Below are 26,061 nucleotides of genomic sequence, written 5' to 3'. Positions count from 1 at the left end.
CCGGGGCTCAGGACTCCAGGTCGGTCGCGACCGCCCGCAGCACCGCCGCGACCTTGCGCGACTCGGCGCGGTCGGGGTGGCGGCCCCGGCGCAGGCTGTTCGAGACGTCGTCGAGGAGCTTGATCAGGTCCTCGATGATCGGCACCAGCTCGTCCGGCTTCTTGCGGGACGCCGCCGCGTGCGTCGCGGCGACCGACGGCAGCGGGTCGAGGACGCGCACCTGCAGCGCCTGGTCGCCCCGCCGTCCGGCGACGATGCCGAACTCCACCCGCTGGCCGGGCTTCAGCTCGGTGGTGCCCGTCGGCAGGGCGTCCTTGTGCACGAAGACGTCCGGCCCGTCCTCACGGGAGAGGAAGCCGAACCCCTTGTCGGGGTTGAACCACTTGACTCTTCCGGTGGGCACGGTGGGATCCCTCGGTCACTCGCTGGCGGTCCGGCCCGGGGGGCCGGCGGACGGCGCTCCTCGGCCGCAGCCCCCAGGTTAGTCGCCGCGTCCGTGCGCCCGGCCGCCGCGCCCGCCGCGTCCCCGTCGCGGGTCGCGCGCTAGGACCACCGGGCCTGGTCGACCGCCGCCTGCTCGCGGTCGGCCGCGGCCGCGAGGCGGTCGCGGTGCGCGGCGGCCCGGTCCTCGGCCGCCGCCCGCCGGTCGCGCTCGGCGGCTGCGCGGTCGGCGGCGTCGGCGGCCCGGTCGGCGAGAGCCCGCCGGTGGTCGTCGTCCGCCTGCTCCCGCAGGGTCGCCCGCACCTCCCGGTCGATGGCCGCCTGCTCGGTCTCGGCGTCCGGGTCGACCGGCGCCTGCTCCGCCGCGGACGCGCTGTCCCGTGCCCGGCGGAGGCGTTCCGCGGCGACGTCGTGGCGCAGCTCGGCGTCCTGGTCGCGCTGCTCGGCCTCGCGGTCCCGCCGCTCCGCCGCCTGGTCGCGCACCCAGCCGGCCTGGTGGTCGATCGGCACCGTGCCCCCGTTCGAGTCCCCGGCCGCGCAGGGGCTGCGGCACGGGGCAGCCCCTCCGGGCCGTGTGCTCGAACCGTCAGGGCCTGACCGGCGTCCGGACGCCGGCTGCGGCGAACGCTACTCCGCGTCGCCGGGCTCGATGACCCCCAGCCGCTCCAGCAGGACGAGGAAGACGACGGCGAAGTCGTTCTCGGTGACCTTGCGGCGGACGGCGTCCCAGTCGACCTGCTCGCGCATGGCGCGGGCGACCGGGATGATCCGGCCGAAGTCGCAGTAGTGCTCGTCGAGCGCCATCAGCTTGGTGGTGAGGATGTCGGTGGCCGCGAGCACCGGCATGTGCACCGACAGCACGGACAGCTCCTCGGCCCGGTCGATGAGGTCGGTCTCGACCGGGTGGCCGCACGTGCGCCAGAGGACGTCGACGAAGGCGTGCTCGCCGACCACCTTGGTGAGCCAGTCCTCCGCCGGCGGGACGACGTTCAGACCGGCGTCGGCCAGCGCCTTGGCCGCGCGCTCGGAGTCGACCTCGGGCACGAGGAAGTCGGCGTCGTGGTCGGGCTCGGGGGCGCCGCGCACCCAGGCGGCGTATCCGCCGCACAGCGCGAAGGGGACGCCCTCCTGCTTGAGCGCGACGGCCGTTCGCTTGAGAAGGTCGCGGATCTCGTCCCGCTCCGATGGCTCCACGGCAGACCTGCTACCCGCTCTCCCCCACTGCACGCACCGTGTTCCCCGACGCCGATCCGGGGAACTGCCGAGTCGTGCGCATCGCGACCTTCAACATCCTGCACGGGCGCTCGCTGGAGGACGGGCAGGTCGACTGCGACCGCCTCGCCGACGCGGTCAAGACCCTCGACGCCGACGTGCTCGGCCTCCAGGAGGTCGACCGCGACCAGCCGCGCTCGCTGAACGCCGACCTCACCGCGGTCGCGGCCGAGGCGATGGGCGCCGTCGACTCGCAGTTCGTGGCCGCCCTGTCGGGCACCCCGGGCGGCATCTGGACCGCCGCGACCGGCGACGAGCAGCCGGGGTCGGCGAGCTACGGCATCGCCCTGCTCTCCCGGCTGCCGGTGGTGTCGTGGCGGGTGGTGCGGCTGCCGGCGCTGCGCGCCCGCGTGCCCATGTGGTTCAAGGGACGGCGCCGCCCGATCATGGTCAGCGACGAGCCCCGGGTGGCGGTCGCCGCCGTCCTGGAGGGGCCGCGGGGGCAGCTCACGGTGGCCAACACCCACCTGTCGTTCATGCCGGGCTGGAACGCGCTGCAGCTGCGCCGCCTGGTGCGGTCGCTGGAGGGCACCCGCGAGCCGCTGGTCGTGATCGGCGACCTCAACATGGAGCAGCGGCAGGCCGCGGCGGTCAGCGGGATGCGCCCGATCGCGACGGCGGACACCTTCCCGGCGGACGGTCCGCGCCGCCAGCTCGACCACGTCCTGGTGCGCGGACCGGGGCGGGCGGCCGGCCCCGCCACCGCGCTGCGGCTGCCGCTGTCGGACCACCGTGCGCTGGTCGTGGACGTCGACGCCGGGTAACAGGCACCGGTCGCGCCGCCCGGCCGCGGGGTGGATCATGACCGCATGGCCCGATGGTTCAGCCTGGCAGCCGCCGCGGTCCGCCTCATCGGCGGTGTCATCGGGGCGGTGATCCTCGTGCACGCCGTGTTCGTGCTGTTCGGGGCGAACCCGGCCAACACGCTGGTGCAGTTCACGACGGACTGGCGGGACAACTTCGGCTGGTTCACCAAGGACCTGTTCACCACGACCGACCCGAAGTTCGGCGAGGCGATCAACGACGCGCTGGCCGCGCTGATCTACGTGGTCCTGGGCAACCTGGTCTCGAAGCTGATCGTCCGGCTGGCCCCCGCGCAGAAGCCCGCCAAGTCGTCGTCCTGACGTGCTTCACCGCGATCAAGCACGGGTGCTTGATCGCGATGAAGCACGGGTTCAGGCGTTCCTGACCGCGGCCGCCGACTGCAGGCCGAGCTCCTCGACCGACACCTGCCGCATCTCGACCTTGCGGATCTTGCCGGTGACCGTCATCGGGAACTCCTCGACGATCTTGACGTAGCGCGGGATCTTGTAGTGGGCCAGCTTGCCGCTGCAGAACTCGCGCAGGCCCTCGGCGGTGAGCGGCTCGGCCCCCGGGCGCAGCCGCACCCAGGCCATGAGCTCCTCGCCGTAGCGCTCGTCGGGGACGCCGATCACCTGGGCGTCGACGACGTCGGGGTGGGTGTAGAGGAACTCCTCGATCTCCCGCGGGTACACGTTCTCCCCGCCGCGGATGACCATGTCCTTGATCCGGCCGACGATGTTCAGGTAGCCCTCGGCGTCCATGGTCGCCAGGTCGCCGGTGTGCATCCAGCGGGCGGCGTCGACGACCTCGGCGGTCTTCTCCGGCTCGTTCCAGTAGCCGAGCATCACCGAGTAGCCGCGGGTGCAGAACTCCCCCGGCGTCCCCCGCGGCACGGTCAGCCCGGTCTCGGGGTCGACGACCTTCACCTCGAGGTGCGGGTGCACCCGCCCGACGGTGGAGGTGCGCCGGTCGAGGTCGTCGTCGGCGCCGGTCTGCGTCGAGACCGGCGAGGTCTCGGTCATCCCGTAGCAGATGGTCACCTCGGCCATGCCCATCTCGTCGACCACCCGCTTCATCACCTCGACCGGGCACGGCGAGCCGGCCATGATCCCGGTCCGCAGGCTGGAGAGGTCGTAGTCGGCGAAGTCCGGCAGCCCGAGCTCGGCGATGAACATGGTGGGGACGCCGTACAGCGAGGTGCACCGCTCGTCCTGGACGGCCTGCAGGGTGAGCGCGGGGTCGAAGCCGGGCGCGGGGATGACCATCGTGGCGCCGTGGCTGGTGGCGCCCAGGTTGCCCATGCCCATGCCGAAGCAGTGGTAGTAGGGCACCGGGATGCACACCCGGTCGGCCTCGGTGTAGCCGCAGCCCTCGCCCACGAAGAAGCCGTTGTTGAGCAGGTTGTGGTGGGTGAGCGTGGCGCCCTTGGGGAAGCCCGTCGTCCCCGACGTGTACTGGATGTTGATCGGGTCGTCGGCCGACAGCTGCTCCTCGCGGCGGGCCAGCAGCGACCGGTCGGCGGCCCGGCCGGTCGCCATGAGCCGCTCCCACTCCGGGTCGCCGAGGAAGACGACCTCGCGCAGGTCGGGGGTGTCGCCACGGACCTCGGCCACCATCGCGCGGTAGTCGCTGGTCTTGAACGACGGCGCGCTGACCAGCACCGAGATGCCGGCCTGCGCGAGCACGTAGGCCAGCTCGTGCGTGCGGTAGGCCGGGTTGATGTTGACCAGGATCGCCCCGAGCTTGGCGGTGCCGTACTGGACGAACACCCACTCGGCGCAGTTGGGCGCCCAGATGCCGACCCGGTCGCCCTTGCCCACGCCGAGCGCGTCCAGGCCGAGGGCGCACGCGTCGACGTCGGCGACCAGCTCGGGATAGGTCCAGCGCCGGCCGGTGGCGCACTCCACCAGCGCTTCGTGGTCGCCCACCCGCGCTGCCGTCCGGTCGAGGTTGGCCCCGATGGTGTCCCCGAGCAGGGGGACCGTGGAGGTCCCGCTCGAGTAGGACGGCAACGCGGGTGCGGTCATGGCTTCTCCCCTATTCCCCTGCCATCAGCCCGGCGCGGTTGGGCTTGTCGGTCGGGTGCGCGTAGCGGAGGGCGCTCGGCGGCAGCGGGAAGCTGTGGTCCTCGCCGAAGGGCGACAGCGGGCCGGCCGACTCGGCCGTGAACTCGCTGACGGGCGGACCACCGTCGGCGGTGTGCTCCCAGGTGGGCTCCACCAGCTCGGGGTTGCGGGCCTTCCTCGCCACGTTCTCCTCCATGTGTCCGGCGCCCCTCGGGCGGTGCGCGCTCGGGCACATCTTCCCGCGCAGCGCACCACAACCGCAGGAGGGACCGGTAGCCCCCTGCAACGTCCGTGTAACGCTGCCCGCTCCCGAGCGCCGGATCCCGGCTTGCGACGGCGACGTAGCGTGGAGCGGATGTCCACGGAAGGCCCCGCCACGCTCGCCGCGTGGCTGCGCACCCGCAGCGACGACCAGCTCGCGGCCCTGCTCGCGGCCCGGCCCGACGTCGCCCGCCCCGCGCCCAGCGACGTCGTGGCCCTGGCCAGCCGCCTCGCCGTCCCGGTGTCGGTCGACCGCGCGCTCGACGAGCTGGACGCCGCCACCCTGCAGGTGCTCGACGTCGTCCTGCTGGCCCCGACCGACGGCGTGCGCGCCGGCGAGCTGCCCGCCCGGCTGCCCGAGGTCCCCGACGACGTGCTCGGGTCCGGCGTCCGCGCGCTCACCGACCGTGCCCTGCTGTGGGGGGACGACGTCCTGCGCGCCCCCGAGCCGGTGCGCCGGGCCGTCCGGTACCCGGCGGGCCTGGGCCGGCCGGCGGCCGACATCCGGCTGACGCTGCCCGCGGACCTGCCGGAGGTGCTGGCCGGGCTGCCGGCCGAGGAGCTGGCCGTGCTCGAGCGGCTGGCCGGCGACCGCCCCGTGGGCCACCTGCCCGACACCCCGGGCGACGGCCAGGTCACCCCGGCCCGGCGGCTGCTGCAGAAGGGCCTGCTGGCGCGGATCGACGCGCTCAACGTCGAGCTGCCGCGGGAGATCGGCCTGGCCCTGCGCGGGGCGCGGCCGTACGGGCCGCCGCGGCTGCGGCCCGAGCCCGCGGCCACGACCCGCGACGTCGCCGTCGTCGACCGGCAGGCCGCGGGTGCGGCGCTGGAGACGATCGGCCGGATCGGCGAGCTGCTGACCGCCCTGGAGGAGGAGCCGGCCGGGCTGCTGCGCAGCGGCGGCATCGGCGTGCGCGACCAGAAGCGGCTGGCCCGGGTGCTCAAGGTGGGCGAGCCCGACGCGGGGTGGCTGCTGGAGCTGGCGCACGCGGCCGGGCTGCTCGACGTCGGCGGCCCGCACCGCGACGAGTGGCTGCCCACCCGCGCCTACGACCTCTGGCGCGACCTGGACCTGCCGGCCCGCTGGGCGGCGCTGGCCGCCGGCTGGCTGACCAGCATCCGGCTGCCGTCGCTGGCGGGCCAGCGCGACGTCGCCGGCAAGGCGGTCAACGCCCTCTCCCCCGACCTCGTCCGGCACACGGCGCCGGCGATCCGCCGGCCGGCCCTGGCGGTGCTCGCGGAGTACCCGCCGGGCGCCGGGCTGGCGCCCGACGAGCTCGTGCAGCTGCTGCGCTGGCGCACGCCGCGCCGGGCCGACCGGCTGGCGCCGGTCACCGACATGCTCGCCGAGGCCGCGCGGCTCGGCGTCGTCGTCGGCGGGGTGCTCTCCACCGCCGGCCGCGGACTGCTCGCCGACGGGGAGGACGGCGCCGCCGACGGCATGCGCGGCCTGCTGCCCGACCCGGTCGACCACGTGCTCGCCCAGCCCGACCTCTCGCTGGTCGCCCCCGGGCCGCTGGTGGCCGACCTCGCCGACACGCTGGCGGTCGTCGCCGACGTCGAGTCCTCGGGCGGCGCGACGGTGTTCCGGGTGTCGGAGGCCAGCGTCCGCCGGGCCCTGGACGCCGGGTGGTCGGCCACCGACCTGCACGGCTTCTTCGCCCGCGCGTCGCGGACCCCGGTCCCCCAGGCGCTGGACTACCTCGTCGACGACGTCGCGCGGCAGCACGGCAAGCTCCGGGTGGGCGCGATCGAGTGCTACGTCCGCTCCGACGACACCGGGCTGCTCTCCCAGGTGCTCAACGACCGCCGGACCGCGAACGCGGAGCTGCGGCGGCTGGCGCCCGGGGTGCTGATCAGCCCGCTGCCGGCCGAGGAGGTGCTCGCCGTCCTGCGCGACGCCGGGTACGCCCCGGCCGGGGAGTCACCCGGCGGCGCGGTGCTCACCCGGCCGCCGGGCCGGCCCCGCGCGGCCGGTCGGCGCAGCGGGTCGGAGGCGGCCGTCGCCGGCCGTCCGCTGACGCCGGCCGAGCTGGCGACGGTGGTGCGGGAGATCCGCGCCGGCGACGCGGCGCTGTCGGCCCGCCGGACCGAGGCGGTGCGCCAGGTGCCGGGCGTGACCACCGCCGGGACGCTGGAGCTGCTCTCCCGCGCCGTGCGCGAGGGGGTGCCGGTGTGGCTCGGCTACGTCGACGCCCAGGGCTCGGGCAGCCAGCGGGTCGTGCGCCCGGTCTCGCTGGCCGGCGGCTTCCTCCAGGGCTTCGACGAGCGCCGCGGCGAGGCGCGCACCTTCGCCGTCCACCGGATCACGTCGGTCGCCCTGGTCGACGACGACGGGGACGACGCGCCCTAGGGTGCCCCCACCGATGAGAAGCGGCGTCCGGCATCGTCTCCCCCACGACAGATGCACCCCCGGCGCCGGAGGCGGCGCCGGGACGACGAGCTGAGGAGCACGCCTTGGGCGCCATCAAGGTCCACGAGTTCACCACCGTCGACGGCGTGGTCGACGTCCCGATGTGGACGATCGACTACGGGTTCCCCGACGACCTGTCCGCCTCCATCGGTGCGCTGACCGGCTCGGCGACGGGCATCCTCCTCGGCCGCACCACCTTCGAGATGTTCGCGCCGGCGTGGTCCACCCGGACCGTCGAGGACGACCCGGGCGCCCCGTTCTTCAACGACACCACCAAGTACGTCGTCTCCTCGACCCTCTCCGACGCCGAGGCGGTGTGGTCGAACTCGACCGTGGTGGGCGGCTACGACGCCGACCGCATCCGCGCCCTCAAGGGAGAGGTGGACGGGGCCCTGTACGTCAGCGGCAGTGCCACCCTCGTGCGGGCGCTGATCGCCGACGGGCTGGTCGACGAGCTCCACCTGTACGTCTACCCGGTGGCGGTGGGGACGGGCATCCGCCTGTTCCCCGACGGCAGCCCGAAGACCCCGCTGTCGCTCCTCGACGCCGAGCGGCTGAGCAACGGGGTGGCCCACCTGACCTACGGCCCCGCCGCCGGCTGATCGAGCGGGTCCGGCCACTGCGGGGGCCGGTGGTAGCCGACCGCCGGCCCCCGCACCGGCACCCACCGGAACCCCGGGCACGGGCACGGGGAGGCGCAGCGCCCACCGCCCGGCCCGTGCTCGGGGAACCCGTGCCCGCAGCCCGGCTGCCGGCACCGCACGACCGCGTCGATGACTGCGTCGTCCATGGCTCGTCCCCCGTCGGGTCGTGAAGCCGCTGACGATGGCCCAGGACCGGGCGGTCCGCATCTCGGGGGTGGACGCCGTGCCCCTCGGCTGTCACCGGTCGGTGGTCTGCTCGGGCCACCACCGCGCAAGGAGGCCGCCCGTGCCCGACCACTCCACGCCGTTCGTCGTCCGGGTCCCCGAACCGGACCTCGCGGAACTCCGTCGGCGGTTGCGCGCGACCCGGTGGCCGGAGCGCGAGGTCGTCGACGACTGGTCGCAGGGCGTCCCGCTGGCCTGGCTGCAGGAGCTGTGCACGTACTGGTGCGAGCAGTACGACTGGCGGAGGCTGGAGACGGGGCTCGCCGAGGTACCGCAGTTCCGCACCGAGGTGGACGGGCTGGGCGTCCACCACGTGCACGTCCGCTCCCCGCACCCGGGGGCGCTGCCGCTGGTGCTCACCCACGGCTGGCCCGGCTCGTTCCTCGAGTTCCTCGACCTGATCGGGCCGCTCACCGATCCCGTGGCGCACGGCGGGGAGGCGGCCGACGCGTTCCACGTCGTCGTCCCGTCACTGCCCGGCTACGGCTTCAGCGACAAGCCCGCCGGAGCCGGCTGGGACGTCGAGCGGATCGCCCGGGCGTGGGCGGTCCTGATGCGGAGCCTGGGGTACGCGCGCTACGGCGCCGCCGGCAGCGACTGGGGCACCAGCGTCAGCAGCGCGCTGGCCGAGGTCGACCCGGAGCACGTCGCCGGCATCCACCTGGTGCCACCGCTGGCCGCGCCGGACCCGGCCACGGCCGACGACCTCACCGACGCCGAGCGGAGGGCCCTGGCCGACGCGGACCGACGAGCGCGCACCGGTTCCGCCTACTCCGAGGTGCACCGCACCGCGCCGCAGACCATCGGCTACGCGCTGGCCGACTCCCCGGTCGCGCTGTGCGCGTGGATCGCCGAGAAGTACCGGTCGTGGGCCGATCCCCGCACACCGGTCGACCGCGACCGCCTGCTCGACACCGTCTCCCTCTACTGGCTCACCGGGACCGGGGCGTCGTCGGCACGGCTGTACTGGCACAGCATCGACCAGGTGACCCGGCGGCTCACCGAGACCGGCGTCGACGTCGTGACCGCGCCGACCGGCTGCTCGGTCTTCCCCGCGGAGGTGCCGCGCCCGTCCCGGAGGTGGGCCGAGCGCCGCTACCCCGGCATCCGGTTCTGGGAGGAGCACGACCGCGGCGGGCACTTCCCTGCCCTCGAGGTCCCGGACCTCCTGGTCGGCGACCTGCGCGCCTTCTTCCGGCTCGTCCGCCGGGCGTCGCCGCCGGCTGACACGATCGGGCGGTGACGACGGACCGCGGGACGCCCCCGCACGAGCACATCGACGGGACCACCGGAGCAGGGCCATGACCGATCCCTTCGCTGCCTTCCGGGCGGCCGTGGAGTCCGACGACGTCGACGCGGCCGTGGCGCTGTTCGCCGACGACGTCGTCTTCCACTCGCCGGTGGTGCACCGGTCCTACGTCGGGCGGGAGCCGCTGCGCGCCGTCCTCCGGGCGGTCACCACCGTCTTCGAGGACTTCCGGTACACCGCGTCCTACGGCGGGGACGACGGGCACGTCCTGCGGTTCGCCGCCCGGGTCGGCGACCGGGACCTGGAGGGCGTCGACCTCCTGCGGGCCGCCGACGGGGTCCTCACCGAGCTCACGGTCATGGTGCGGCCGTACTCCGCGGCGACCGCCCTGCGCGAGCGCATGGCGGCCCTCCTGCGGTAGCCCGGTCCCGTTCTCGGGGGCGGAAGGGGTCGTCCCCGTCCGGCGTTACCTTGGGGAGTCCGGTTCCCCCGGCGCCCTCCCGTGTCCTCCAGAGAGGTTCCCGCGTGACCGACGGTCCGCTCATCGTCCAGTCCGACAAGACGCTGCTGCTCGAGGTCGACCACCCGCTGGCCCGCGAGTGCCGGGCGGCGATCGCGCCGTTCGCCGAGCTGGAGCGCTCCCCCGAGCACGTGCACACCTACCGGGTGACGCCGCTGGCGCTGTGGAACGCGCGCGCCGCCGGTCACGACGCCGAGCAGGTGGTCGACGCGCTGGTGCGCTACTCGCGCTACCCGGTGCCGCACGCTCTGCTGGTCGACGTCGCCGACACGATGGACCGGTTCGGCCGACTGACGCTGCAGAACAACCCGGTGCACGGGCTGGTGCTGACCACCACCGACCGCGCGGTGCTCGAGGAGGTCGTCCGCTCCAAGCGGGTGGCGCCGATGATCGGGCAGCGCATCGACGACGACACGGTCGTCGTCCACCCCTCCGAGCGCGGGCGGCTCAAGCAGGCGCTGCTCAAGGTCGGCTGGCCGGCCGAGGACCTCGCCGGCTACGTCGACGGCCAGGCCCACCCCATCGAGCTGGCCGAGGACGGCTGGCACCTGCGCGACTACCAGCGGGAGGCCGTCGAGGGCTTCTGGTCCGGCGGGTCCGGCGTCGTCGTCCTCCCCTGCGGTGCGGGCAAGACGCTGGTCGGCGCCGCGGCGATGGCCGAAGCCAAGGCGACCACTCTGATCCTGGTGACCAACACGGTCGCCGGGCGGCAGTGGAAGCGCGAGCTGATCGCCCGCACCTCGCTGACCGAGGAGGAGATCGGCGAGTACTCGGGCGAGCGCAAGGAGATCCGCCCGGTCACCATCGCCACCTACCAGGTGATGACCACCCGCCGGAAGGGCGAGTACCGGCACCTGGACCTGTTCGACGCGCAGGACTGGGGCCTGATCGTCTACGACGAGGTGCACCTGCTGCCCGCCCCCATCTTCCGGCTCACCGCCGACCTGCAGTCGCGCCGCCGGCTGGGCCTGACCGCGACCCTGGTGCGCGAGGACGGCCGGGAGGACGACGTCTTCTCGCTCATCGGCCCCAAGCGCTACGACGCGCCCTGGAAGGACATCGAGTCGCAGGGCTACATCGCCCCGGCCGAGTGCGTCGAGGTGCGGGTCAGCCTGGACGACGACGAGCGGATGACCTACGCCGTCGCCGAGCCCGAGGAGCGCTACCGGATCGCGGCCACGGCGTCGTCGAAGATGCCGGTGATCCGCCGGATCCTCGAGCGGCACCCCGAGGAGCAGAAGCTCGTCATCGGCGCCTACCTCGACCAGCTCGAGGAGCTCGGCACGACGCTCGACGCCCCGGTGATCCAGGGGTCGACCACCAACCGCGAGCGGGAGAAGCTGTTCGACCAGTTCCGCAACGGCGAGGTCAAGACCCTCGTGGTCTCCAAGGTCGCGAACTTCTCGATCGACCTGCCCGAGGCGGCGGTGGCGGTCCAGGTGTCCGGCACCTTCGGCTCGCGGCAGGAGGAGGCGCAGCGGCTCGGCCGGGTGCTGCGGCCCAAGGCCGACGGCCGGCAGGCGCACTTCTACACCGTGGTCAGCCGCGACACCCTCGACAGCGAGTACGCCGCGCACCGGCAGCGGTTCCTCGCCGAGCAGGGCTACGCGTACACGATCGTCGACGCCGCCGACCTGGCCGGTCTCGGCGAGGTGAACGGTCCCGACTGGGTGGAGTGACCGTGCGGCGTGCCACGGCGCGGTCCTCGCGCCCGTGGCGCTCCGCTCAGCGCAGCGCCCGGCCCAGCCGTGCCATCCCCTCGGTGACCACCTCGGGGGTGTTCGTGGTGAACGACAGCCGCAGGGTCGCGCGGTCCGGGGCGCCCGCGTAGAAGGGGGCGCCGGGCACGAACGCGACCTCGTGCGCCAGCGCCTCGGGCAGCAGCGCGGCGGTGTCGACGCCGCCGGGCAGCCGCACCCAGGTGAACATGCCGCCGTCGGGGTCGCTCCAGGTGCTGCCCGGGGGCAGCGTGGACGGCAGCGCGCCCACCATCGCGTCGCGCCGCTCGCGGTAGGCCGCGGACAGCCGCCGCACGTGCGCGTCGAGGTCGGTCGACGCCAGCCACGCCGCGGCGGCCGCCTGGTCGATGGTCGAGGTGTGCAGGTCGGCGGCCTGCTTGGCGACCGTCAGCGCCGGCAGCAGCTCCGCCGGCGCGCGCAGCCAGCCCAGCCGCAGGCCGGGCGCGGCGACCTTGCTGAAGCTGCCGAGGTGCAGCACCCGCCCCTCGGCGCCGGGGAAGCTCGCCAGCGCCGGCACCGGGGCGCCGCGGTAGCGCAGCTCGCCGTACGGGTCGTCCTCGACCACCCAGAACCCGCGCCGCTCGGCGAGCGCCGCGACGGCCGCCCGCCGCTCGGCCGGCAGCGTGCGCCCGGACGGGTTGGCGAAGGTCGGCACGAGGTAGAGCAGCGCCGGCCGCTCCCGGACGACGACGTCCTCCAGCGCCTCCGGCACCAGCCCGTCGGCGTCCGACGCCACCGGGACGACGCGCGCCCCGGCCAGGCCGAAGCACTGCAGCGCGGCCAGGTAGGTCGGCTCCTCGACCGCGACGACGGCGCCCGGGTCGAGCAGCGCCGTCGTCACCAGGGTGAGCGCCTGCTGCGAGCCGGTGGTGACCAGCAGGTCCCGCGCCGACGTGGGCAGGCCGCGGGCGGTCATCCGCGCCGCGACGAGCTCGCGCAGCGCCGGGTCGCCCTCGGTCGGGGCGTACTGCAGCGCCCGGCGCGCGGCCGGTGAGGTGAGCACCCGGTCGAACGCGGCGCGCAGGCCGTCGAGGTCGAACAGCTCGGGCGCCGGCAGGCCGCCGGCGAAGGAGATGACCTCAGGCCGCTCGAGCAGCGCCAGCAGGTCGCGGACGGGCGAGCTGGCGACGCCGCTGAGGCGGCGGGCGAGGGCGGGACGGACGGGGTCGGCGAGGGACGTCACGGCGGGCTCCGGGCGGCGGTCCGGCGGGGGACGGCGCGGCGGTGGCGGCGGGGTGTGCCGCGGCGCCCGGCGCCGGGGAGGCTGCCTGGTCGAGGAGCCACCCGGGAGCCTACGGCGGGTGCCCGCCGCGGCCGAGCGGATCCACCGGGACGGGTGGGGACCACGGGACCGCCGGGGCGTGACGGGCCGGTCCGGCCCGCACGTGGGAATGCCCACACCGCGGGCGGGTCCTGCGCAGAATGCGCAGGTCAGAGGCGCGTCGCCCCGCCGCTATACGTCGCGGCGAGGCAGGCACGCAAGCGACGACCGGTTGGGCGTGTCTCCTCCCGGCCCCGCAGAATGGCTCCCGACATGGGGAGTGCAGCGCGAGCGGAGGCCTACGGCCCGCAGACCACCAGCCGTCCGCTCCGGGCCTGGCAGCAGGCCGCCCTGGACCAGTACGAGGAGCAGTCGCCCAAGGACTTCCTCGTCACCGCGACCCCCGGCGCCGGCAAGACCACCTTCGCGCTGACGCTGGCCGCGCGGCTGCTGTCCCGGCGCGAGGTGGCCCGGGTGGTCGTGGTCTGCCCGACCGACCACCTGCGGCTGCAGTGGGCCGAGGCCGCCGACCGCATGGGCATCGTCCTCGACCCCAACCTGACCAACGCCGTCGGCCCGGTGCGCGCCGGCACCCAGGGCTACGTGACCACGTACGCGCAGGTGGCCGGCAAGCCGATGCTGCACGCCGCCCGGGCCACGGCCGTCAAGACGCTGGTGGTCCTCGACGAGGTCCACCACGCCGGTGACGGCCTCTCCTGGGGCGAGGCGGTCGAGGAGGCCTTCGGCCGGTCCGCGCGCCGCCTCTGCCTGACCGGGACGCCGTTCCGCACCAAGCCCGACGAGCGCATCCCCTTCGTGCGCTACGAGGAGGACACCTTCGAGGGCGACGACGGCGAGAACGGCGTCGGCCTGGTCAGCCGCGCCGACTACACCTACGGCTACAAGGAGGCGCTGGCCGACGACGTCGTCCGCCCGGTCGTCTTCGCCGCCTACACCGGCACCTCGCGCTGGCGGAACTCCGCCGGCGAGGTGGTCGCCGCCTCGCTGTCGGAGGCGGGCACCCGCTCGGTGGAGATGGCCGCCTGGCGCACCGCGCTGGACCCCAAGGGCCAGTGGGTACCGCACGTCATCGCGGCGATGGACGACCGGATCACGCACCTGCGCGAGCACGGCGGGATGCCCGACGCCGCCGGGCTGATCCTGGCCAGCGACCAGGACGACGCCCGCGCCTACGCCAAGATCGTCCGGCGGGTCACCGGCAAGGCGCCGGAGGTGATCCTCTCCGACGACCCCAAGGCGTCGAAGAAGATCGAGCGCTTCGCCACCGGCTCGGCCCGGATCGCCGTCTGCGTGCGGATGATCTCCGAGGGCGTGGACGTGCCGCGGGCCGCCGTCCTGGCCTGGATGACCTCCTACCGCACGCCGCTGTTCTTCGCCCAGGCCGTCGGCCGCGTGGTCCGCTCGCGGGCGGCGCACGAGACGGCGACGGTCTTCCTGCCCGCCGTCCGCCCGCTGCTCACGCTGGCCGCCTCCATGGAGGAGCAGCGCAACCACGTCATGCCGCCGCCGCGCCAGCAGCCCGAGGAGGAGCTGGAGGCGCTAGACCTGCCGCCGCGCGAGCCCAAGGAGGGCGGCGCCAAGGAGTGGGAGGCGCTGGAGGCCGACGCCCGGTTCGCGCACGTGCTGCACAGCGGGACGGCGCACACCGGCGACGGCCGCCCGGCCGCGGTGCCGCTGGGCGACGAGGAGGAGGAGTTCCTCGGCATCCCCGGGCTGCTCTCGCCCGAGCAGATGGCGTCGCTGCTGGCCAAGCGGGACGACGAGCTGCGCGAGCGGGTCGAGGCCGCCCGGCGGATCGCCGACGACGACGACCACTTCATGCTCGTCGAGGACCACCCCGACGAGGACGACGCCGGCCGCTCGTGGCGCGACGCCGCCGAGCTGCGCCGGGAGATCAACCGGCTCGTCAGCCGCGTGTCGGCGAAGACGTCGAAGCCGCACGCCGTCGTGCACACCGAGCTGCGCAAGCACGTCCCCGGCCCGCCGTCGGCGTCGGCCTCGGTCGACGTCCTCCGCGCCCGCCGGGAACGCCTCCGCACGATGCTCTGACATCGCCGTCCTACCGGACGGCACCGCGGCCACGTGCCGTCCCCCTGCTGCGCTGAGCCCCCTCCGCCCCTCCTCGGGGACCCTCCGGGCCCCGCTCGTCGGGTCGCCCCGCAGGGCGCCCCACTGCTGCGATCAGCTCGTCGGCAGCAGTCCGCGCTGGGCGGCGAGGGCGACGGCCTCGGTGCGGCTGCCGGCGTCGAGCTTGGCCAGGATGTTGCTGACGTGCACGCTCGCCGTCTTCTCGCTGATGAACAGGGCCTGGCCGATCTGCCGGTTGGTGCGGCCCTGCGCCAGCAGCCCGAGCACCTCCAGCTCCCGCGGCGTGAACACCGCGGACGGGTCGACCACGCGTCCGGCGCCGGCGAGCTCCAGCCGGGCCCGGCGGGCCAGCGCCTCGACCGCCGCCCGCAGCGGTGCCGCGTCCAGCCGCACCGCGACCTCGTGCGCCGCCTCCAGCTCGGCGCCCGCCGCCTCGCGGTCGTCGACCCCCAGCAGCGCCTCGGCCAGCCGCCAGCGCGAGCGCGCCTGCTCGTAGACGTTGCCGTAGCCGAACGCGTCGACGGCGGCCCGCCACAGCTCCGGCGCGGCCCGCCCCTCGAGGCGCGCCCCCTCGGCCTCGACCCGCGCCAGCCAGGCCGCCGCCTCGACGCCGTGCTCGCCGAAGGCCTCCCGGTAGTCGGCCACGGCGTCGCGGGCCAGCCGCAGCAGCCCCTCCCCCGCGGCCACCCAGCGCTTCTCGGTGGTCCCGTCGCCGACCAGGCGGGCGGCCGCGGCGGCGTCGCCGACCGGCGCCAGCGCACCGGCGACCATCCGCAGCACGGCGAGCCGGTCGACCTCCCACAGCTCAGCCAGCCGCCGGGCGGCGTGCTCGGCGCGCGTCACCGCCGTCTCCGGGTCGCCGGCCCACGCCGCGAGGTCGATCTCGGCGTTCGCGGTGGACAGCAGGAGCAGCACGTGCGCGTCGAGGCGGGCGGTCAGGCCGCGCGCCCACGCCAGCCGGTCGCGCGCCGCCGGCAGCCCGCGGCCGACCTCGACCAGCAGCGCGGCGGCCCGCACGTGGGCCACCATCTCGGGCACCCGCGCCAGCTCGTCGGCCAGCCGCAGGCTGCCGTCCCAGTCGCCGGTGACGTACCGGGCGTGCACCTCCAGGTGCCGCAGCTCCGCGGCGTAGAACGCCCACTCGACGCCCAGCTCGGCCGCCCGCCGGATGCCCCGGCCGGTCCACGCGAGGGTCTCCTCGACGTCGCCGACCTCCCACGCGACGATCGCGAGGTTGAAGTACACCCGCATCTCCACGTCGGCGTCGCCCGACCGGCGGGCGCGGCCCAGCGCCTCCTCCAGCCGGGTGCGCACCGCCGCGCGGTCGCCGTCGCCGTGCGCCCGGGCGAGGGTCACCGCGGTGTCGGACCACGCGCTGTCGATCCCCAGCTCGGCCGCGGCCGCCAGCGCCTCCTCCGCCGCCGCCTGGCCCTCGTCGATCCGGCCGATGCCGAAGGCGACCCGGGCGTGCGTGGCCGCCGCCCACGTGCGCACCGCCGACCGCGGCTCGGCCGGCACCAGCGCCATCGCCGCGGCGCTCTCGCGCAGGGCCGCGTTCTGGTCCTCGATGCGGGCCAGCACCTGCGCCAGCGTGTAGTGCACCCGCGCCCGGGCGGCCGGCTCGCCGGCGGGGCCGAGGACGTCCAGCGCCGAGCGCAGCAGCCCGACGGCCCGCACCAGCTCGCCACCGGCCCGCGCGGCCGACGCGGCGTCGAAGAGCAGCTCCGCGTGCGCGCGGCCGCACCGCTCGGCGGCGTCGGGGACGGCGGACCACAGCGCCAGCGCCGCCTCGAGGTGCTGCAGCTGCTCGGCCGGGGCACCGAGTCGGCGGGCCTGCTCGGCGGCGTCGAGCGAGGCGGAGAACGCGCCCGGCAGGTCGTTGCTCTCCCGCGCGTGGTGGGCGCGCTCGGCGGCGGTGCCCGCGGCGGGGTCGGCCGCGAGGTAGGCGGCCACCGCCGCGTGCAGCCGGACCCGCTCGCCGGGCAGCAGGTCGGCGAGGACCGCCTCGCGCAGCAAGGCGTGGCGGAAGCGGTAGCGCCCGTCGTCGGAGACGACGAGCAGGTGGCGGTGCACGGCCTCGGCGAGGGCCTGGTCGAGCTCGGCGTCGGCCAGCCCGCTCACCGCGGCGACCAGCTCGTGGCGCACCCGCCGGCCGGCGACGGCGGCGACCCGCAGCACCTGCTGGGCGGCGGGCGTGAGCGCCTCCACGCGGGTGAGCAGCACGTCGGTGAGCCCCAGCGGCAGCGTCTCGCCCTGCAGCCCGGCGGCCAGCAGCTCCTCGGCGTAGAAGGCGTTGCCCTCGGCCCGGGCGACGACGTCGTCGAGCGTCTGCTCCGGCACACCCCCGGCCGACGCGGCCAGCCCGCGGACCAGCTCGGCCACCGCCGGGGCGGGCAGCGGCTCCAGCTCGATCCGCTCGACGCCGGGCAGGCGGACCAGCTCGGCGAGCAGCGGCCGCAGGGGGTGCCGGCGGTGCAGGTCGTCGGAGCGGTAGGAGGCCACGACGAGGACCGGCTCGTCGGCCAGGCGGGCCAGCAGGTAGCGCAGCAGGTCGCGGCTGGAGCGGTCGGCCCAGTGCACGTCCTCCAGGACGACGAGCAGCGGCTCGGCGGCGGCCAGCTCGGCGAGCAGGGCGGCGACCGACTCGAACAGCTGCAGCCGGCCGTCGTCCGGCGGCGGACGCAGCGCCCGGTGCGCCATCGACCCGAGGTCGGTGGGGTCGCTGACCGGGGCGTCCGCGGCGCTGTCGAACCGGCCGGCCAGCAGCCCGGCCAGCGCCGGGTGGCGGGCCGCGGCCGCGGCGCCGCGCTCGGCGGCGACCGGCCGCAGCAGGTCGACGAAGGGCAGGTAGGGCAGGCCGACGTCGCCGAGGTCGACGCAGTGCCCCACGAGCACCCGGACCCCCCGCTCGGCGGCGCCGGCGGCCAGCTCGTCGAGCAGGCGGGTCTTGCCGACCCCGGCGTCACCGGCGACGAGCAGCGCGGAGCCGCGCCCGTCGACGGCGCGGTCGACGTGCGCGAGCAGGTGGGCGAGCTCCTCGGCCCGGCCCACCAGCGGTCCGTCGTCCCAGCGCGGCACGCCGACGATCGTGGCACGAGACCCCGACAGGACGGACCCGGCGGCCACCGGAGGCGCGGTGGTCAGAGCGCCGGGCGGCGGCGGGCCAGCCAGCGCCGGTTGCTCCGGCGGCTGCGGTGCGCGGCCGCCTGCAGCTGCTCCCGCCGGTAGGCCAGCTCGGCCTCGAGCGCCGGGTTGCTGTAGTTCGACATCGTCTTCTCCTCTTTCGTCTCGGACGAGGAGGAGATTCGTGCTGAGGGGCGCCTCCCGGCATCGGTCGTCCGGGCAGGATCGGGCTCCGGGAGCGCCTAAGGGGTCCCTGAGGGGGCCTCAGGGACCCCTTAGGGCGCCGGCGGTGAGCCCGGTCCTCGTCCCCGCGGGGTGACGCCGTGTGCGGGCACCCGGGAGCAGGCTGGCGGTCACGGGCAGGTGCGGCGGACGGCGTCGTGCTCGTCCACGACCGGGAGGGGTGACCGTGAACGGCTGGCTCATGTGGGGCTTGATCCTCCCGTTGCTGCTGGTCGTGGCCGGGATCGTCACCATCCGGCGCCGCAACCGGCCCTGACCGGCCTCAGCGCAGCTCGGTGCCCTTGGTCTCGCGGAGCGTGAGGATGACCGCGAAGGCGACGGCAGCGGCGATCGCGACGTACCAGAAGAACCACAGCGGGTGGCCCGCCTCCGACAGCGCGGTGATGACCAGCGGCGCCGTCCCGCCGAAGACCGCGACCGTGAGGTTGTACCAGGCACCGATGCCGGTGGCCCGCAGCTCCGTCGGGAACAGCTCGCTCATGATCGCAGGGGCGATCGAGGCCATGAGGGCGTAGAGCCCCAGGCCGACGCAGAAGACGACGACGAGCGAGAACAGGTTGTCCCGCACCAGGAACGACAGCGGGACGATGAGCAGCGCCATCGCGCCGGACCAGATCAGCAGCTGGGGCTTGCGCCCGAAGCGGTCCGACAGCGCGCCGAACGGGTAGCACAGCGCGACGAACAGGGCCGTGCCGAGGGAGAGGGCGAGGAAGACGTCGCTCTCGTCGGCGTCGCGGAAGGTGATCGCGAACGGCGTCAGGGCGCTGAAGAACGTGTAGTACGACAGCGTCGAGAGCAGGGTGAAGGCGCAGAGCTGGACCACCGCGCGCGGGTGGTGGCGGATGGTCTGGAGCAGCGGGTGCTTGGTGGCACGGGCCTTCTCCGCGTTCTCCTCGAACTGCTCGGTCTCCACCAGGGAGCGGCGCAGCCACATGCCGATCAGGCCGAGCAGGCCGCCGATGAAGAACGCGATCCGCCAGCCGTAGCTCTCCAGCTGGTTCTCGTCGAGGACGTTGGTGAGCAGCACCCCGAGCAGCGACGCGGCCAGCAGCGCCGACCCGGTGGAGACGTAGAAGAAGGACGAGTACCGACCGCGGTGGTCGGGCGGCGCGATCTCGCCCAGGTAGGCCGAGGCGTTGGAGACCTCGCCACCCAGCGACATCCCCTGCGCGACCCGGGCGAGGAGCAGCAGGATCGGGGCGAGCCAGCCCACCTGCTCGTAGGTGGGCAGCAGCGCGATCACCATCGAGCCGCCGGCCATCAGCAGGATGGTCAGCAGCATCCCGGCCTTGCGGCCGCGCAGGTCGGCGAAGCGGCCGAGCAGGAGCCCGCCCAGCGGTCGGAAGAAGAAGGCGAGCGCGTAGGTCGACGTCGCGCCGATCAGCGCGAGCGCCTCGTTGTCCGCCGGGAAGAACTGGCCGGCGAAGAAGACGACGAAGGTGGCGTAGACCGTCCAGTCGAACCACTCGACGGCGTTGCCGATGCTGGCCGAGACCAGCGTCTTCACCGGCAACCGGTGGCGCTCGGTACCGGTGGTGGAGGGGGCCGAGTGCTGCGTGCTGGCCATCGTCTCCGGCCTTCCGTGACGGCGGTGCTGGCCCGGTTTCGGTAGCCGGTCAGGACCCGTTCCACACCTGTTCACGCGGAACGGTCCGGTACCGCCCGGGGAGCACCCGATCGGGTGGGCATGGTCGCCCGACACGCCGGGTAAGCGCAGCGACGGCCCCACGGTGGGGCTGCGGCCTCGCTGGGCGGTCCGTCCGTCCACTCGGGGGTGCGGCCGCGGAGAAGGGAGCAACCGTGCGACTCGGAACAGCGATCGTCCTGCTCGCGCTCGGTGCGATCCTCACCTTCGCGATCGAGGTGCAGGTGAGCGGGGTCAACCTGGACGTCGTCGGCTGGATCCTCATGGCCGTCGGCGCGCTCGGCATCGTGCTCGAGCTGGCCGTCTGGGGCCCGCGCCGCCGGGTCACCCGGACCGACGCCTACGGCACACCCGGTCAGAGCACCACGGTGCGAGAAGAGCGGTACTGACCGCAGCAACGACGAACGGCCCCCGTCCACTCCGGACGGGGGCCGTCGCACGTCGGGTCCGGACCGGGTGCTGGCCGCCTCGCGGCGAGTTGCACAACGTGGCTCCAGGCCCCCGACCGAGGTCGGGGCGGTAGTCCACGGAGGCGGTAACCAATTGGCACCCGGGGGCACAGATCACCCGGCCCGGACTCCTCCGACCATACCCCTGGTGAGGGGATGGAGCGGCCCGGCTGCAGGGACCCGCGGCGCGCGGAGCGTGCCGCGGGGGGCAGCCGGGTCCTTGTCAATTGAATCCTCGGTCGTCCTGCTTGAGGGCGGTGTCGACCGTCAGCGCCGAGGCGATGACCAGGCTGGCCAGCGGCTCGGGCAGCCGGAAGTGCACGTGGACGACGTAGTTGTCGGCCGTCGTGAACAGCGTCCGGGCCAGCCCCTCCCACGTCTTCGTGATCCGCGCGACCTCGGTGCCGCCGGCGTCGGTGACCGAGAAGTTCCACGCCCGCCAGTTCTCCGCCTGGATGCCGCCGACGACCTGGCCACCGACCACGAAGTCGAAGCGGATCTTGCCGAAGACGTTGCCCTGCACGATCTCGCCGACCGGCGTGCCGTCGGGGCGCTGCACGATGATCCGGGACTTCACCAGCTTGGCCGGCCGGGTGAGCACCAGCCGCACCCCGCCGGAGTCGCGCACCTCCAGGCGGTGGGTAAGGAACTGGTCGAGGTTCGACACGAACCGCAGCGCCTTCTTGGCCGCGCTCTGCCCCACCTGCACGACCGCGCCGATCTGCTGGCCCTGGCCGTCGTACACCGCGTACTCGTTGGTGAGCTCGATGAGCTTGGTCCGCTGGCTGACCACGAGCACCGACTGCTCGTACAGCGAGGGCCCGGCGACGGTCTGCTGTGGCGCCGGCGCGTGCTGCTGCGGGACCTGCTGGTGGCCCTGGTGCTGGACCGGGGGCGGCGGGGCCTGCTGCTGGACCGGCGGTGGCGGGGGCGGCGGCGGGGCGGGCGGCGCCTGGACGTGGTCGGTCCAGCCCTGGCCGTTCCACCAGCGGGTGCCCCCGCTGCCGGCAGGGTCCGGGTACCAGCCCGGCGGAGGTGGCGGCTGCGTCACGGCGGCCAAGGTAGCCCGCCGACCCGGGTCGCCGCCGTACCCGTGCCAGACTCGGCCGTCGTGGCGGACCTGACGACGGCCGAGACCGCGGTGCTCGACGCCGTCGACGAGGCGTGGCTGGTCGAGCGCCTGCGTGCGCTGGTCGCCGTCCCCTCGATCGGCGGCACCGCCGCCGAGAGCGAGGTCCAGCACCTGCTCGGCGACGAGCTCGAGCGGCTCGGCTGCGACGTCGACCGGTGGCGGATCGACCTCGACGAGGCCGCCCGCGCGCCGGACGCCCCGGGCCAGGAGGTGGTCCGCACCGAGGCGTGGGGGGTCGTCGGCACGCTGCCCGGTGCGACGGAGGGCTCCCCCGCCCTGGTCCTGGCCGGGCACACCGACGTCGTCCCGCCGGGCGACCGCGACCTCTGGCCGGCCGACCCGTTCGACCCGAGGGTCGCCGACGGCGCGGTGCACGGCCGCGGCGCCTGCGACATGAAGGCCGGCGTCGTCGCCTGCCTCGGCGCGCTGGCCGCGGTCCGCGCGGCGGGGACCCGCCTGGTGCGGCCGGTCGCCGTGCACGGCGTCGTCGGGGAGGAGGACGGCGGGCTCGGCGCGTGGGCGGCGCTGCGCCGGGGGCACCGCGGCGACGTCTGCGTCGTCCCCGAGCCGACCGCGGGCGCCGTCGTCACGGCGTGCGCCGGGGCGCTGACCTTCCGGCTGGAGGTGACCGGCCGGGCGGCCCACGCCGCCTGCCGCGACGAGGGCGTCAGCGCCGTGGAGCTGTTCGCCGAGCTGCACGCCGACCTGCGGGCCTTCGAGGCGGAGCGGCAGCGGGGCGCCGACCCGCGGTTCGCCGGCGCGCGGTTCCCCTACGGGCTCTCCGTCGGCACCCTGCGGGCCGGCGACTGGGCCAGCTCGGTGCCCGACCGGCTGGTCGCCGAGGGCCGCTACGGCGTCGCGGTCGGCGAGCCGGTCGACGACGCCCGCCGGCTGTTCGAGGAGCGGGTGGCGGGCTTCTGCGCCGGGCACCCGTGGCTGTCCGCGCACCCGGTGCGGGTGACCTGGACCGGGGGCAGCTTCGCCAGCGGGCAGCTGCCGCCCGGGCACCGGCTGCGCGACGACGTGGGCCGGGCGGTCGTCGACGCGGGCGGGGCGCCGCCGGCCGAGCGGGCGCTCGCGGCGGGCACCGACCTGCGGCTCTACGCCGCGGCCGGGATCCCCACGCTGCACTACGGACCGGGCGACCTGCGGCTGGCGCACGGGCCGGCCGAGCGGGTCGCGGTGGCCGAGCTGGTCACCGCCGCCCGCGCCCTCGCGCTGCTGGTGGTGCGCACGGCGGGTGTCCGGTGAGCGTCACCTTCGAGGCCTGGGCCGCGCTGGCCGGCGACTCACCCACCTCCCGCACCGAGTGGGCCGCCCTCGTCGCGGCCTGGAGCGAGCCGCACCGCCGCTACCACGACCTCGCGCACCTGGCCGCCGTCCTCGGCATCGTCGGCGAGCTGGCGGAGGCGGCCGACGACCCCGACGCCGTCCGGCTGGCCGCCTGGTACCACGACGTCGTCTACGACCCGACCCGGCGCGACAACGAGGCGGTCAGCGCCGAGCGGGCCCGGGCCGGGCTGCGCGGCCTGGTCGACGAGGCCCGCGTCGAGGAGGTGGCCCGGCTGGTGCTGCTCACCGCCGGGCACGACCCCGAGCCGGGCGACGCCGACGGCGCCGTGCTCTGCGACGCCGACCTCGCCGTCCTGGCCAGCCCCCCGGAGGCCTACGCGGCGTACGCGTCGGCCATCCGCGAGGAGTACGCGCACCTGCCCGACGCCGTGTTCGCCGCCGGCCGCATCGCCGTCCTGGAGCAGCTGCTGGCCCTGCCCGAGCTCTACCGGCTGCCGCAGGTGGCCGAGCAGCTGACCGGGCGCGCGCGGGCCAACCTGACGGCGGAGATCAGCCTGCTGAGGTCGCGCGCGGCTTCGGCCGCCGCAGACCCGCCGCCCGCAGCCGGCTGAGCAGCTCCCGCGCGCCCACGGGCTGCGCGCCCGCCTCGACCGCGACGTCGTACAGGTCCTCGGGGACGTCGTAGTGGTCGCCCTGGAAGGCGCGGCGCGGGATGCCGAGCTCGGCGGCGACGAAGTCGTGCAGCTCCTCGTAGGAGACGTCGCTGACCAGGTGCGACCACTTGCGCCCCCGCCACGGCCACACGGGGGTGTCGATCAGCACCGTCACGGCTGCAGTCTGCCGCCCGCTAGCGTCAGCTGCGTGACGGAGGAGATCCGCTGGGGCGTCGTCGGGCCGGGCCGCATCGCCGAGAAGCTGGTCGGCGACTTCGCGGTCGTCGAGGGGGCCCGGGCGGTGGCGGTCGCGTCCCGCTCGCAGGCGCGGGCGGAGGACTTCGCCGCCCGGCACGGCATCGAGCGGGCGCACGGCTCGTACGCGGCGATCCTCGCCGACCCCGACGTCGACGTCCTGTACCTGGCCACCCCGCACCCGCAGCACCACGCGGTCGCGCTCGGCGCCGTGCGCGCCGGCAAGGCGCTGCTGGTGGAGAAGGCGTTCACCGCGACGCTGGCCGGCGCGCAGGAGGTGGTCGACGCCGCCCGGGAGAGCGGCGTCTTCGTCATGGAGGCGATGTGGACCCGCTTCCAGCCGGTGGTGGTGCGGCTGCGCGAGCTGGTGGCCGACGGCGCCATCGGCGAGGTCCGCTCGGTGCAGGCCGACCTGGGCGTGCTGCGCGAGTACGAGCCGAGCGACCGGCTGTTCGACCTGGCCCTCGGCGGCGGCGCGCTGCTCGACCTCGGCGTCTACGTGGTCAGCTTCGCCCAGATGCTCCTCGGCGCCCCCGACTCGGTGACCGCGACGGGGTCGCTGTTCGACTCGGGGGCCGACGCCGAGGCGTCGCTGCTCCTCGGCTGGGACGACGGCCGCAGCGCCACGCTGACGACGTCGCTGCGCTGCGGGCTGCCCGGTCAGGCGCGCGTCTTCGGGACGGCGGGCTGGATCGACGTCCTGCCGCGCTTCCACCACCCCGACACGATCGTGCTGCACCGCAACGGCTCGGAGCCCGAGCACATCGCCCGGCCGCACCGCGGCGGCGGCTACGCGCACGAGCTCGACGAGGTCGGCGCCTGCCTGCGGGCCGGGGCCACGGAGAGCGGGGTCATGCCGCTGTCGGACACCCTGGCCGTGCAGGCCGTGCTGGAGGAGGCCGCCCGGCAGCTGGGCGTGCGGCACGAGGAGGACCCGGCGGCGCTGTGACGCTCAGGCGGCGGCCCAGGCCAGCCCGGACGCCTGCTCGGGCGTGGGGACCCGGGTCGTCGTCCGCCCGGTGCGGTGGACCGCCGCGGCGAAGGCGACGGCGTCGATGACGGCCGCGCCGCCGGGGTCGTTGTTGAAGTAGACGAGCACGTCCTCGTCGTCGCTCCAGGTGGCGGCGAGCCGCTCGGCCCACAGCTGCAGGGTCTGCGGGGTGTAGCGCGGCCACGGCTCGGCGGTGCCGGTGTGCAGGCGCAGGTACGCCCAGTCGGTGGTGCGCCACAGCGGGGCGATCGGCCGCTCCTCGCGGTCGGCCCAGCACAGCGCCGCGCCGTAGCGCTCCAGCAGCGCCCGGACCTCGTCGGTCCACCAGGAGTCGTGCCGCGGCTCCACCGCCACCCGCACGCCGGCCGGGAACCGGGACAGGCACTCGCGCAGCAGGTCGGCGTCGGCCCGCAGGGTGGGTGGCAGCTGCAGCAGGACCACGTCGAGCTTGGCGCCGAGCCCGGCCGCGCGCTCCATCAGCCGCGCCACCGGCTCCTCCGGGTCCCGCAGCCGCTTGATGTGCGTGAGGAAGCGGCTGGCCTTGACCGCCCACCGGAAGTCGGGCGGGGTGCGTTCCCGCCACTTCACGAACGTCTCGTGCTCGGGCAGGCGGTAGAAGGCGTTGTTGCTCTCGACCGTGGCGAAGTGCTCGACGTAGTGCTCCAGCCACAGCCGCTGGGCCAGCCGCTGCGGGTAGAAGCGGCCGCGCCAGTCGCGGTACTGCCACCCCGACGTCCCGATGAGCACCGCCACGACCGTGATCGTCGCCCGGATGCGGCCGGTCCGCTCGCCGTGGTCAGCTCAGCGGGTGACCGCCCGCATCACGGACATCTGCGTCGACGCCCGCGACCACCGGGCGCTGGCCGACTGGTGGTGCGCCGCCCTCGGGTACGTGCGCCGGGACGCCGACGGTCCGCCGTCCGACCCCGTGGCGGTCGAGGACCCGACCGGGCGCGGGCCGCTGCTGTGGTTCAACCAGGTGCCGGATCCGAAGACGGTCAAGAACCGCGTGCACTTCGACGTGGACGGCGACACCGACGAACTGCTCGCCGCGGGGGCAACGCTGCTGCGCCGCCGCGACGACGACGTCCACTGGGACGTGCTCGCCGACCCCGAGGGCAACGAGTTCTGCGTCTTCGCGCCGGAGGACTGACGCCCTCTGCCCGCTCTCCACCCGCCCCGCGGCCGGGGGGCGGGGGGGGGGGGGGGGGGGGGGGGGGGGGGGGGGGCGGGGGGGGCGGCCCGGGGGGGGGGGGGGCCGGGGGCGGGCCCC

25 protein-coding genes are annotated in these 26,061 nt (G+C 75.4%); 13 read left to right on the top strand and 12 right to left on the bottom strand.

Annotation, left to right across the window (positions count from 1 at the left end; all coding sequences use genetic code 11):
- Positions 1-7 precede the first annotated feature (7 nt).
- From ACI797_RS02775 to ACI797_RS02765, 3 genes are all read right to left on the bottom strand, one after another.
- The gene (locus ACI797_RS02775; RefSeq protein WP_456541630.1) at positions 8-403 is read right to left on the bottom strand and encodes a cold-shock protein; all 396 of its coding nucleotides are present in this window, start codon (positions 401-403) and stop codon (positions 8-10) included.
- Between the two features lie 140 nt (positions 404-543).
- Positions 544-951 (bottom strand): hypothetical protein, encoded by a 408-nt coding sequence (locus ACI797_RS02770; protein WP_456856995.1) that lies wholly within the window; start codon positions 949-951, stop codon positions 544-546.
- Positions 952-1,068: 117 nt separating this feature from the next.
- Positions 1,069-1,635 (bottom strand): hypothetical protein, encoded by a 567-nt coding sequence (locus tag ACI797_RS02765; protein WP_456856994.1) that lies wholly within the window; start codon positions 1,633-1,635, stop codon positions 1,069-1,071.
- Positions 1,636-1,709: 74 nt separating this feature from the next.
- Here ACI797_RS02765 and ACI797_RS02760 point away from each other — a divergent pair, with 74 nt between their 5' ends.
- Positions 1,710-2,477 (top strand): endonuclease/exonuclease/phosphatase family protein, encoded by a 768-nt coding sequence (locus tag ACI797_RS02760; protein ID WP_456856993.1) that lies wholly within the window; start codon positions 1,710-1,712, stop codon positions 2,475-2,477.
- Between the two features lie 45 nt (positions 2,478-2,522).
- Positions 2,523-2,837: a hypothetical protein gene (locus ACI797_RS02755; RefSeq protein ID WP_456856992.1), complete on the top strand. Its 315-nt coding sequence runs from the start codon at positions 2,523-2,525 to the stop codon at positions 2,835-2,837.
- Positions 2,838-2,888: 51 nt separating this feature from the next.
- Here the strand turns inward: ACI797_RS02755 and ACI797_RS02750 are convergent, their stop codons facing one another.
- Positions 2,889-4,544, bottom strand: a complete 1,656-nt coding sequence (locus ACI797_RS02750; RefSeq protein WP_456856991.1) for an AMP-binding protein — start codon at positions 4,542-4,544, stop codon at positions 2,889-2,891.
- A gap of 10 nt (positions 4,545-4,554) precedes the next feature.
- Positions 4,555-4,767: a hypothetical protein gene (locus ACI797_RS02745; protein WP_456541624.1), complete on the bottom strand. Its 213-nt coding sequence runs from the start codon at positions 4,765-4,767 to the stop codon at positions 4,555-4,557.
- Between the two features lie 171 nt (positions 4,768-4,938).
- Between ACI797_RS02745 and ACI797_RS02740 the strand changes: the two genes are divergently transcribed.
- The 5 genes from ACI797_RS02740 to ACI797_RS02720 all read left to right on the top strand — a co-directional run bounded on the left by ACI797_RS02740 (position 4,939) and on the right by ACI797_RS02720 (position 11,574).
- Positions 4,939-7,197, top strand: a complete 2,259-nt coding sequence (locus tag ACI797_RS02740; RefSeq protein WP_456856990.1) for a helicase-associated domain-containing protein — start codon at positions 4,939-4,941, stop codon at positions 7,195-7,197.
- 104 nt (positions 7,198-7,301) lie between these two features.
- Positions 7,302-7,859: a dihydrofolate reductase family protein gene (locus tag ACI797_RS02735; RefSeq protein ID WP_456856989.1), complete on the top strand. Its 558-nt coding sequence runs from the start codon at positions 7,302-7,304 to the stop codon at positions 7,857-7,859.
- Between the two features lie 328 nt (positions 7,860-8,187).
- Entirely contained in the window at positions 8,188-9,369 is a 1,182-nt protein-coding gene (locus ACI797_RS02730; RefSeq protein ID WP_456856988.1) for an epoxide hydrolase family protein, read from the top strand.
- Between the two features lie 58 nt (positions 9,370-9,427).
- Positions 9,428-9,796 carry a nuclear transport factor 2 family protein gene (locus tag ACI797_RS02725; RefSeq protein WP_456856987.1) on the top strand — a complete coding sequence of 123 codons (369 nt, stop codon included), beginning with the start codon at positions 9,428-9,430 and terminating at the stop codon, positions 9,794-9,796.
- Between the two features lie 104 nt (positions 9,797-9,900).
- Positions 9,901-11,574: a DNA repair helicase XPB gene (locus tag ACI797_RS02720; RefSeq protein WP_456856986.1), complete on the top strand. Its 1,674-nt coding sequence runs from the start codon at positions 9,901-9,903 to the stop codon at positions 11,572-11,574.
- A 46-nt stretch (positions 11,575-11,620) separates the two neighbouring features.
- Here the strand turns inward: ACI797_RS02720 and ACI797_RS02715 are convergent, their stop codons facing one another.
- The gene (locus tag ACI797_RS02715) at positions 11,621-12,817 is read right to left on the bottom strand and encodes an aminotransferase-like domain-containing protein (RefSeq protein ID WP_456856985.1); all 1,197 of its coding nucleotides are present in this window, start codon (positions 12,815-12,817) and stop codon (positions 11,621-11,623) included.
- A 351-nt stretch (positions 12,818-13,168) separates the two neighbouring features.
- Here ACI797_RS02715 and ACI797_RS02710 point away from each other — a divergent pair, with 351 nt between their 5' ends.
- Positions 13,169-14,965, top strand: coding sequence for a DEAD/DEAH box helicase (locus tag ACI797_RS02710; protein ID WP_456856984.1), 1,797 nt, complete (start codon positions 13,169-13,171; stop codon positions 14,963-14,965).
- A 132-nt stretch (positions 14,966-15,097) separates the two neighbouring features.
- On the opposite strand, the gene ACI797_RS02705 is transcribed toward ACI797_RS02710, so the two are convergent.
- From ACI797_RS02705 to ACI797_RS02695, 3 genes are all read right to left on the bottom strand, one after another.
- Positions 15,098-18,082 carry a helix-turn-helix transcriptional regulator gene (locus ACI797_RS02705; protein ID WP_456856983.1) on the bottom strand — a complete coding sequence of 995 codons (2,985 nt, stop codon included), beginning with the start codon at positions 18,080-18,082 and terminating at the stop codon, positions 15,098-15,100.
- Positions 18,083-18,144: 62 nt separating this feature from the next.
- The gene (locus tag ACI797_RS02700) at positions 18,145-18,273 is read right to left on the bottom strand and encodes a hypothetical protein (RefSeq protein ID WP_456541616.1); all 129 of its coding nucleotides are present in this window, start codon (positions 18,271-18,273) and stop codon (positions 18,145-18,147) included.
- 359 nt (positions 18,274-18,632) lie between these two features.
- Positions 18,633-19,937, bottom strand: a complete 1,305-nt coding sequence (locus ACI797_RS02695) for an MFS transporter (protein ID WP_456856982.1) — start codon at positions 19,935-19,937, stop codon at positions 18,633-18,635.
- Between the two features lie 233 nt (positions 19,938-20,170).
- Between ACI797_RS02695 and ACI797_RS02690 the strand changes: the two genes are divergently transcribed.
- Positions 20,171-20,404: a DUF6458 family protein gene (locus tag ACI797_RS02690; RefSeq protein ID WP_456541614.1), complete on the top strand. Its 234-nt coding sequence runs from the start codon at positions 20,171-20,173 to the stop codon at positions 20,402-20,404.
- A gap of 283 nt (positions 20,405-20,687) precedes the next feature.
- On the opposite strand, the gene ACI797_RS02685 is transcribed toward ACI797_RS02690, so the two are convergent.
- Complete coding sequence (locus ACI797_RS02685; protein ID WP_456856981.1) at positions 20,688-21,515, bottom strand: LURP-one-related/scramblase family protein; 828 nt, start codon at positions 21,513-21,515, stop codon at positions 20,688-20,690.
- Positions 21,516-21,575: 60 nt separating this feature from the next.
- Between ACI797_RS02685 and ACI797_RS02680 the strand changes: the two genes are divergently transcribed.
- Entirely contained in the window at positions 21,576-22,847 is a 1,272-nt protein-coding gene (locus tag ACI797_RS02680; protein ID WP_456856980.1) for an ArgE/DapE family deacylase, read from the top strand.
- A complete protein-coding gene (locus ACI797_RS02675) occupies positions 22,844-23,500 on the top strand; it encodes an HD domain-containing protein (RefSeq protein WP_456856979.1) in 657 nt (218 codons plus the stop codon). The genes ACI797_RS02680 and ACI797_RS02675 overlap by 4 nt, the downstream gene beginning before the upstream one ends.
- Here ACI797_RS02675 and ACI797_RS02670 read toward each other — a convergent pair.
- A complete protein-coding gene (locus ACI797_RS02670; protein WP_456856978.1) occupies positions 23,439-23,717 on the bottom strand; it encodes a DUF4031 domain-containing protein in 279 nt (92 codons plus the stop codon). The two genes, ACI797_RS02675 and ACI797_RS02670, sit on opposite strands and share 62 nt — an antisense overlap.
- Before the next feature lie 33 nt (positions 23,718-23,750).
- Between ACI797_RS02670 and ACI797_RS02665 the strand changes: the two genes are divergently transcribed.
- Positions 23,751-24,746, top strand: coding sequence for a Gfo/Idh/MocA family protein (locus tag ACI797_RS02665; RefSeq protein WP_456856977.1), 996 nt, complete (start codon positions 23,751-23,753; stop codon positions 24,744-24,746).
- Between the two features lie 3 nt (positions 24,747-24,749).
- Here ACI797_RS02665 and ACI797_RS02660 read toward each other — a convergent pair whose 3' ends face one another.
- Positions 24,750-25,541, bottom strand: a complete 792-nt coding sequence (locus ACI797_RS02660) for a DUF72 domain-containing protein (RefSeq protein ID WP_456856976.1) — start codon at positions 25,539-25,541, stop codon at positions 24,750-24,752.
- Here ACI797_RS02660 and ACI797_RS02655 point away from each other — a divergent pair.
- Positions 25,528-25,941: a VOC family protein gene (locus tag ACI797_RS02655; RefSeq protein WP_456856975.1), complete on the top strand. Its 414-nt coding sequence runs from the start codon at positions 25,528-25,530 to the stop codon at positions 25,939-25,941. The genes ACI797_RS02660 and ACI797_RS02655 overlap by 14 nt on opposite strands.
- Positions 25,942-26,061: the final 120 nt, after the last annotated feature.

The sequence above is a fragment of the Geodermatophilus sp. SYSU D00691 genome, from assembly GCF_054050275.1.
Note: the sequence above shows the minus strand (reverse complement) of the source record. Positions and strands in the feature narration are given on the sequence as shown.

Excerpts from the sequence above, each read along its gene's own strand:
- ACI797_RS02725 (WP_456856987.1), top strand. The coding sequence starts at position 9,428 with ATGACCGATCCCTTCGCTGCCTTCCGGGCGGCCGTGGAGTCCGACGAC.
- ACI797_RS02740 (WP_456856990.1), top strand. The coding sequence starts at position 4,939 with ATGTCCACGGAAGGCCCCGCCACGCTCGCCGCGTGGCTGCGCACCCGC.
- ACI797_RS02695 (WP_456856982.1), bottom strand. The coding sequence starts at position 19,937 with ATGGCCAGCACGCAGCACTCGGCCCCCTCCACCACCGGTACCGAGCGC.
- ACI797_RS02755 (WP_456856992.1), top strand. The coding sequence starts at position 2,523 with ATGGCCCGATGGTTCAGCCTGGCAGCCGCCGCGGTCCGCCTCATCGGC.
- ACI797_RS02655 (WP_456856975.1), top strand. The coding sequence starts at position 25,528 with ATGAGCACCGCCACGACCGTGATCGTCGCCCGGATGCGGCCGGTCCGC.
- ACI797_RS02700 (WP_456541616.1), bottom strand. The coding sequence starts at position 18,273 with ATGTCGAACTACAGCAACCCGGCGCTCGAGGCCGAGCTGGCCTACCGG.
- ACI797_RS02710 (WP_456856984.1), top strand. The coding sequence starts at position 13,169 with ATGGGGAGTGCAGCGCGAGCGGAGGCCTACGGCCCGCAGACCACCAGC.
- ACI797_RS02750 (WP_456856991.1), bottom strand. The coding sequence starts at position 4,544 with ATGACCGCACCCGCGTTGCCGTCCTACTCGAGCGGGACCTCCACGGTC.